Origin of the sequence: Arthrobacter sp. JUb115 (assembly GCF_004365035.1) — a bacterium.
Taxonomy (GTDB): Bacteria; Actinomycetota; Actinomycetes; order Actinomycetales; family Micrococcaceae; genus Glutamicibacter.
In genome coordinates, this window is sequence record NZ_SOBS01000021.1 from 1 (window position 1) to 5,814 (window position 5,814).

The following is a 5,814-nucleotide window of genomic DNA, read 5'->3' on the forward strand; positions in this document are numbered from 1 at the left end:
CCTTGGCTACCTGGCCAGCCTCGATCAGCACGCCCAAACCCAAGCCATCCACGCCCATATTGTTCGAGACCACCGTCAGGCCCTTCACGCCGGAGTCACGTACGGCCTCGATTAAGTCCGCCGGAATGCCGCTGAGGCCAAACCCACCCACGGCCAACGTCATGCCGTCCGTCAACATACCTGTCAGCGCTTGTAGGGCGCTGCTGCGCACCTTGGTCATGGTGATCTCCTTGATTTTGTTGTTCTTGGTGGATCAGGGCGGACATAAATGAGTAAATTCGAGACCTGGCAGAAAACACCGCCATTACTAAGTGGGACGCGTGCGGCCAGCTCGGAGGAATAACGATGAGAGGTCACGGATGTCTCGTGGCTGTCGCTGCGCAGTAGTACGACCATAGCCATCATCGGCACCGGCCTGCACCTAACATCCCTTAAGATCCGGACCCGTGAAGACCAAAACAGTCAGTTGGAGCGGCCGTGGGAAAGGGGTCTCGCGGGCACCCGGGTCTCTGCCTCACGCCGCACACCCACCGTGTTCTCGATGGTCCCGATACCCTCCACGGTCATCCGCACCACGTCGCCGGTCTGCAGCGGCGGGGGCGTCTTGGAGCCGTTCCGGCCCCATAGTTCAGCCAGACACCCACTTCCGCAGGTGCCTGAACCCAAGACATCACCGGGCTTCACCACCGAATCCTGCGAAGCGTAGGCTACGAGCTCGGAGAAGGGCCATCCCATATTGGACAAGAGGTCCTGTCCAACCGCTTCCCCATTGACCTCCACGGCCATGGAGATCGGTAGGAACCCTGCAGCATCGTGCCGATTCTCGAACTCATCAGCAGTGACAATCCATGGCCCCAAGGTGTTGGCGAAATCCTTACCCTTGCATGGCCCCAGGTTGACCTTCATCTCCCGGCGCTGCAGATCCCTGGCCGACCAGTCATTGAAGATCATGTATCCGAATATGTGCCGATGGGCTTCCTCCGTTGACAGGTTGCGGCCGTCGCTTCCTGGAACACGTCCGACGACGACAGCCACTTCCGTTTCAAAGTCCAGATCCGTCGAGCCCGCCGGAATGTCTATTACCTCGCCGGTGCCGGTCACCGTGTGAGGGTTCGTGAAGTAGAAGGTGGGCGCCTCGTACCATTCGGGCACCACTCCGGCTACGCCGTCGATGCTTTTCCGCACGCCTTCGACGTGTTCCTCGAACGCGACAAAATCCCTGATCGTGGCAGGTACTAGAGGCGTCAGCAGCTGCACCTCGGCCAGCGATACCGGTGAGGTTGACCCGACAGTTTCCCGGGCACGTCCCAGTGCTGCCTCCAGCCCATCATCGAGCAGGGTCTGGACACTGTGACTGGCCGGAAGCGCATAACAGTTTCCACCCTCCACAAAGCCGGACTGCGTCCCGCCGTCATGGATCCAGCGTGCAATCTTAACCATGATGACTTCCTTAAACTTTAGGGCGGTCGGGGCGGAGAGCGGAGGCGCTGATGCCAAGGGCAGAGGCATTGCCAGCCAGCAGACTAGCGGCATCTTCGGTGGTGAGACCGGCGGAGTGCACCCCTTCCACGGGACGTACGGAGCCCATGTCAAACGGATAATCGGAGCCGAGCAGCACCCGTTCGGAGCCGGCAGCCGCCACGAGCGCGCATAATTCTGCCGCGCTGTGGACCAAAGAATCGAAGTAGATCTTTTTCAAATACGACGACGGCTGCTGGACGCAGCCGTGTGCCTCGGGTCGGACCTTCCAAGCATGGTCGGAACGGCCCAAGCTGCTAGGGAGGTAGCCGCCGCCGTGGGCCGCTAACACTTTCAGGTCAGGGTGACGGTCCAGAACCCCGCTGAAGATCAGGTGTGACAGTGCAACCGCGTTTTCAGCAGGCTGGGAGACGGTATTGGCGAGGTAAAAGCGGTCTAGTCGTTCGTCCAGCGAGCAACCAAAGGGGTGTAGGAACACCAGGGCGTCTAGTTCCTCGGCCCGACTCCAGAAAGCTTCCAGCCTGTCGTCGGAAAGTTCGACGGTGCTGCGCTCCGGGTCGGCGGGAGTGGCGGCAAACGAGCCGATTTCGACGCCAAGCAGCCCGCACTCCAGCATCGCGTGATCTAGGGCCTCCACCATCAAGGCGGGGTGTTGCAGCGGGACCAGGCCTAGGCCGTTGAGCCGCTCCGGGGCGCGGTCAACGAACTCCCGCACCGCCTGGTTGGCGGCTTTCGCCACTTTCAGTGCCAGTTCTTCGCCTGCGAAGTAGTAGAAATGCGACGGCGACGGCGAGACCAGCTGCACGTCCACGCCCTGGGCATCCATGTCCTCGAGCCGACGGTCCAAGTCCGTCAGCTGCGGCCAACGCTCCTTAATCATCCGGCCCGAAGCAGCCATGGAGTCGGGTCCGTTCCGCTTCACCTCGAGTGCTTGTTGGGCTCCGAAACCCTCAGGATCAGCTTCTGCCACAAGCTGCTGAAGGGCAGGAAGCAGGACGTGCGCATGCACATCGACGATGGCGGTTTGTCCTGCGCTGTTCCTGACGCTCATACGAATTCCCTAATTTCTGCCATCGTTGACTCCTTTGTATAGACGGCGTTACTGCTGATGATGGTGCTGCCGGCGGGCTCGCAATCAGCGGACCGCGATCGGGTTAACTGGTGAGCCCACTGCTCCCGTAATGGGAAGCGGGGCTGCCGTGAGCAAGAAGTCGTATCTGCCGTCCGCTGAGCACGCTTCAGCGAGGCTGTCCGGGTCCCACATTTCACCAAGGAACAGGCCCAGGTTAGGGATGGCGATCTGGTGCAGGGGCTGGAAGGCTTCGTTGAATTCGTTGGGCCGAACCTCAAAACCCCACGTATCGGTGGCGATCCCGGCAATTTCGGAGCGGTGGAGCCACGGGGCTGTCGTGAAGGACAGCCCCGGGGCTGAGCCGCCGGCGTAGTCGCCCCAGCCTTCGCGGCGAGTCCTCGTGTACTGCCCAGTGCGGATCACCACGATGTCGCCGCGCCCCACCTTTGAACTCGGTCCCTGCAATTCAATAGTGCGCCGAAGATGCTCGGGGGTGATGGCAAAGCCATCAGGCAGTTCGCCGTCGTTCCTCCCCAGTTCAGGACCTAACGCACGGCCGACGTCGAGCAGCACGCCGCGGGTGACGATCTTGGCCGCCGCGGTTTCGATGCCGGTGACCAGATCACCTTCTGAGGTGACCACGTCTCCGGCTGCCCTGCCGTTCCAGGCCTTGCCTTGGTCGAAGATGTGTCCCAGGCCGTCCCATTGCGTGGAGCACTGCAGTGGCATGGCGATGACATCGTCCGCGCCTCCGAAGCCGTGCGGGAATCCCTGGTTTCCGCGTTCGGCGTCCACACCGGTATCAGTCATGGTGTGCACGGGGTTGGTGCGGCGGCGCCAGCCCTTTTGCGGACCGTTGGTATCGAATGGCTGGGACAGCGAAAATGCCTCCCCGGTGGTGACCAGGGACGCGGCTTCGATGCGCTTCGCCGCATCGATGAAATTCAAGGTGCCCAGGACATCATCCGCACCCCAGCGACCCCAGTTGTTGTGGGCAGCGGCCATGACACGGATGCTGCCAAGAGGGTCGGCACGCCGCACTACTGGGGAATCAGCTGATTCCCCAGTAGTGCGGTTAGTGGCGGGAGCTGTTTGCTTGTCGGTCACGGATTGGTGCCTTCAGCGCTCACTTCGTTCTTGCAGTGGATAAGCTGCGTGCCGAGGCCGGTGATGGTGCCTTCCATGACGTCGCCGTCCTGAAGGAGCCGACCCCAGTGCTGGCCGTTGCCGGCCGGGCTTCCAGTGAGGACAAGGTCGCCGGGGCGCAGCGGCATGATCTGGGAGGCTTCGCTGACGAGCTTGGCCACTCCGAAAATCATGTCGGAGGTGGATTCGTCCTGCATGGCCTTGCCGTTGAGCTTCAGGGTCACCTGGACGTCCTGCGGATCACCGAAGAACTTAGCGGGGACCAACAGCGGACCGGTGGGCAGGAAACCCGGGGCGTTCTTGGCGCGATACCAGTCCGAACCGATCGCGGGCATGTCCTTGCGGAAGACGTATTCGCGGGTGGTGATGTCATTGACCATGGTGTAGCCGAAAACATGCTCGAGGGCTTCCTCGGGGGTGACCCGGAACGCCGTTTTACCGATGACAGCCGCCAGTTCCAGCTCCCAGTCGTGGGACTTGGAGTAGGCAGGCAGGGTGAGGTCGTCGGTGGCGGAGGCGATCGCCGTCGGGAGCCCGATGAAGAAGTAGGGCGTGCCCTGGCCTGCCCGTTTGTCCATCATGGCGGCGGTTTTGGCGCGCACTTCCTCTTCGTCCTCGCCCGGTTCACGATGGGCTGCAGCGAGGTCGATGACGTGTTTGCGGTAGTTCGCACCGGTCTGCAGCACCTGGGCCGGCTCCACCGGGGCGAGGATGTCGACGTCGGCCAGGGCCAGGCCGATGTCTGCGCCTGCAGAGGCGGCCAGGGTGTCCAACTGGCCTTCGATGGTGTCCCAGTGCTCGATCAGGGAGTTGATGTCCCCGTCCAGCGGCAGGATCCGGCTGTCGACCAGCAGGCCCGCACGGGCCTTGCCGTCGCCGGCTTCCTGGAACCGGATCAGGGAATATGTAGTTTCAGTCATGGTTTCCTAGCCCCGTCCCTGCTTGGCGTACGGGTTCAGAAGCGCTTCCTTCATTTCCAAGGATGCGCCTTCTTCGGTGGCCGTGAAGCCCTCGGCCGGCGGGAAGGATTCCGTCATGGAGTGCGGCATGGCGCCGTTCTTGTAGAAGTTGTTGGAGCCCAGGGACGGCTTCCAGGTGTTGGCGTCCCAGTCCGGGACATAGTTGCGGTAACCGCCGGAATTGAGCTCTACACGCAGGCCCGACGGGTCCCGGAAGTAGAGGAAGTTTTGCTCGCCCACGCCGTGGATGGAGGGACCGTATTCCATCGGGGTGCCGTTTTCCATCATGACGTCGGCGGTGCGGAGCAGGTCCTCGGTGGCGTCCACCCAGAAAGCGATGTGGTTGACGCGGCCGGCTCGGCTGGAGGTATCAAGGACCACGCCAAGGTCGTGGGACTTTTCGTTGGTGGTTAGGACGGAGAAGACCGTGATGGGTGCTTCGTCCAGGTCCACAAATGCCATCACGCGGAAGCCAAGGGCCTCGTTGTACCACTTGGCGAAGCCGCGGACATCGGAAGCCGCCACGGTGACGTGGTCCAGGAAGCGCGGTGCGGCGGCGTGGCTGCTGCGGCGTTCCGGACGGTCCGGGTAGGTGGACTCGAAGCCGGGTTCGGCAACGAATTTTTCCACCTCATAGAAAAGGCGCATGGGGTGTCCATAGGGGCCGGTGAATTCGTAGGCCTTGCCGAAGCCGTGGCCGCCGGGGGTCCAGGTGCCCAAGATCCCCGTCGCTTCGATCCGCTGGGCGGCGGCTTCGAGGGCTGCCTGGGAGTTGCTGCGCCAGGCCATCCGGCCCAGGGACGCTTCCGGTCCTTCCGTGATAACCAGGCTGTAGCGGTAGTAGTCGCCCCAGCAGCGCAGGTAGACGTTGCCGTCCACACGGTCGATGATGCGCATGCCGAACTTTTCCTCGTAGAACCGTGCCGAGGCTTCAACGTCCGGGGTGGTGATCTCAAGGTGGGCAAGATGGGAGAGGGGAGTTTCCACGTTGAATTCCTTTTGGTTTCTGGCTGCTTCGGTGTGTTGCAGATCCTGTAACCACTCTGAAGCAACTCACATGTTCGGGGAAGCGGAGTTTTCCTATGACAGTCATTCATCCCATAAATAGTGAAGAGAACCATTTCGGCCTTTATAACGGCGCCGGCTCCCGCAGGAGCC

Annotated in this window: 6 protein-coding genes; all 6 read right to left on the reverse strand. The window is 62.0% G+C overall.

What is annotated here, in order from left to right:
- Positions 1 to 220: CoA-transferase (locus EDF61_RS18560; protein ID WP_286172355.1), on the reverse strand; the 220-nt coding region annotated here is incomplete at its 3' end.
- Between the two features lie 242 nt (positions 221 to 462).
- Positions 463 to 1,440: a fumarylacetoacetate hydrolase family protein gene (locus EDF61_RS18565; RefSeq protein WP_133835111.1), complete on the reverse strand. Its 978-nt coding sequence runs from the start codon at positions 1,438 to 1,440 to the stop codon at positions 463 to 465.
- A 10-nt stretch (positions 1,441 to 1,450) separates the two neighbouring features.
- Entirely contained in the window at positions 1,451 to 2,530 is a 1,080-nt protein-coding gene (locus tag EDF61_RS18570) for an amidohydrolase family protein (RefSeq protein WP_133835112.1), read from the reverse strand.
- 84 nt (positions 2,531 to 2,614) lie between these two features.
- Positions 2,615 to 3,658 (reverse strand): cyclase family protein, encoded by a 1,044-nt coding sequence (locus EDF61_RS18575; RefSeq protein WP_133835113.1) that lies wholly within the window; start codon positions 3,656 to 3,658, stop codon positions 2,615 to 2,617.
- On the reverse strand, positions 3,655 to 4,617 hold the full coding sequence (locus EDF61_RS18580; protein ID WP_133835114.1) for a fumarylacetoacetate hydrolase family protein: 963 nt from the start codon (positions 4,615 to 4,617) through the stop codon (positions 3,655 to 3,657). Before EDF61_RS18580 ends, EDF61_RS18575 begins: the two co-directional genes overlap by 4 nt.
- Positions 4,618 to 4,623: 6 nt before the next feature.
- On the reverse strand, positions 4,624 to 5,643 hold the full coding sequence (locus EDF61_RS18585; RefSeq protein ID WP_133835115.1) for a VOC family protein: 1,020 nt from the start codon (positions 5,641 to 5,643) through the stop codon (positions 4,624 to 4,626).
- Positions 5,644 to 5,814 lie beyond the last annotated feature (171 nt).

Bases quoted from the DNA above. Each gene is read 5' to 3' on its own strand.
- EDF61_RS18565 (WP_133835111.1), bottom strand. From the start codon at position 1,440: ATGGTTAAGATTGCACGCTGGATCCATGACGGCGGGACGCAGTCCGGC.
- EDF61_RS18570 (WP_133835112.1), bottom strand. From the start codon at position 2,530: ATGAGCGTCAGGAACAGCGCAGGACAAACCGCCATCGTCGATGTGCAT.
- EDF61_RS18580 (WP_133835114.1), bottom strand. From the start codon at position 4,617: ATGACTGAAACTACATATTCCCTGATCCGGTTCCAGGAAGCCGGCGAC.